Here is a 2,183-nt window from a genome sequence, read left to right as displayed (position 1 = left end):
GCATAGGATGGGGCAGTCGGATACAGGCGCATACCGTATTTTGCAGGAAGGCAATTTTCTTTTTAATATTATCGATACGGAATCTGATTTCCAGCTCTACAAAGTTATTATTTTGCCAGACAAGGTGAGAATTTCAGACTCACTCGGCGTTAAGTTGAAACGATATTTGGATGATGGCGGCAAGGTATTTGCAACAGGTGAATCGGGACTAAATCCAGCAGGCGACGCATTTGCGCTTGATCTGGGAGTCGAGTGGGTGGAGGCCAATTCATATAAGCCAGACTTCTATAAGCCTCGTGATCCACTGCCTAGTTTTGGAGAAGGATCGTTTGTCTTTTATTCACAAGGGCAGAAGGTTGGATTAAACGGTGGCATAGAGCTGGGAAATCGGGAAGATCCATATTTTAACCGCAGCTTGCATGCATATTATTTCTCTCATACGCCGAACAGCCGCAATAATGCGGGGCCTGGCATGGTGGAGAGCAGCAATGGCATTTACTTGGCTTGGGACGCGTTTGAAGATTATGCGGAAAWCGGCAGTTTGTTCGTGAAGGAAACGGTGCTGTATGCGCTCGAAAGATTGCTGGGCGTCAATAAAACTCTATCCACCAATTTGCCATCTCAAGGTGTTGTAACGCTCCAGTATCAGAAAAACGAATCACGTTATATTAATCATCTTCTCTATGCTTTCCCGGTTAAGAGGGGAGTGAAMAAAGAAGTGATCGAAGACATAACGCCGATTTATCAGATTGACGTCAAGCTTCAATTGCCTGAAACTGTTCGTCGGGTATATGCGGTATCGCAGCTAGAGGACATTCCTTTCGTGCAGGATGGGTCGTCCGTTCACTATCAAGTACCTGTTATTGATTGCCATCAGATGATTGCGATTGAGTATGAGAAAGCACTGATCGGCTAACGTCTTTATTCCAAAGCTTGCTGCTGAATTAAGGAGCGGGAATTAATCTGACTAACCATAGGAGGATCCAATGAGATGGCTGAAAAGAAATATGAGTTTCGCAAGCGGTTGGAGGTTGTTCATCAGCCCAATCGGTGGGATCTCGAAGCGATCACTCGAGAGAATGAAGTTGTGATCGATCAAGACTGGAGCATTGCGATTAGTGAAGAAGCAACTCCTTTGGTGATGAATGTGGCTAAAGACCTACAAGATTATTTGCTAGTGAGCATGAACATCTCGGTGAGACTTCTTATTGTGAAGAACGTCTTGGATTACTCGCAGTCGATGGAAAAGACGATTGTCCTCGCGACCAAAGGAGAGCTTCCCGCTGTTGGACAGCTTTTAAGTAAGGCTCGAAGCTACCGTGTTGTAGTTACCGACAAGCGCATAATCGTATGCGGCAATGACGAGCGCGGAGTAGGTCAGGGAAGCTATTTCCTCGAGGACTTGATGAACTTACGAGAAGCGCCCTTCCTTTCTACTCAGGACGTAGTGAGGGAACCGATCTTCTCGCCGCGGCTGGCGCATTCGGGCTGGGGGCTTGACAGATATCCCGATGCCCATCTGAATGCTATGGCTCACGCAGGCATTGATGCGATCCTATTATTTGTTAAGGATGTAGATAAAACAACGGAAGGCTATCAGGATTTTAATTACCTTGTTGATCGAGCGGCATTATACGGTCTTGATGTCTATGTATATAGCTATTTAATCTCACGGAAGCATCCAGATGAGCTTGATGCGGAACAATATTATGATCGTGTTTACGGTAAGATTTTCGAAGCTTGCCCGCGCTTCAAAGGTGTCATACTCGTGGGCGAGTCCTGTGAATTCCCGAGTAAAGATCCGAATACGACAGGCGTTCTCAGGCTGGAATGGCCTGCAGACCAGCCTCAGACAAAGCCGAGCCCCGGCTGGTGGCCATGCAATGACTATCCGCAATGGCTGAACCTATTGAAGAAGGTCGTCCATAAGCATAATCAAGAGGCGGATATCGTGTTCTGGACTTACAACTGGGGATGGGCGCCTGAGGAAGATCGTCTGAAACTGATAAGAAATTTACCAGACGATATTACTTTGCTTGTTACGTTCGAAATGTTCGAGCAGATCAAGCATGAGCATGTTACAAACGTATGCGTAGATTACACGATCTCCTTCGAAGGACCTGGCCAATACTTTAGCAGCGAAGCAAAGGTAGCCAAGGAAAGAGGAATTAAGTTATATACGA

General features: G+C 46.3%; 2 protein-coding genes. Both read left to right on the top strand.

The window, feature by feature from the left end:
• On the top strand, positions 1–916 hold a 916-nt coding region (locus AC1DWN_RS32675; protein ID WP_477563002.1), incomplete at its 5' end, for a beta-galactosidase trimerization domain-containing protein.
• A gap of 75 nt (positions 917–991) precedes the next feature.
• A partial coding sequence (locus AC1DWN_RS32670) for a hypothetical protein (protein ID WP_477563001.1) occupies positions 992–2,183 on the top strand: 1,192 nt, incomplete at its 3' end.

The sequence above is a fragment of the Paenibacillus sp. P4_A7 genome (assembly GCF_056402455.1).
The sequence above is the reverse complement of the archived record's forward strand: the minus strand, read 5'-3'. Positions and strand labels throughout refer to the sequence as shown.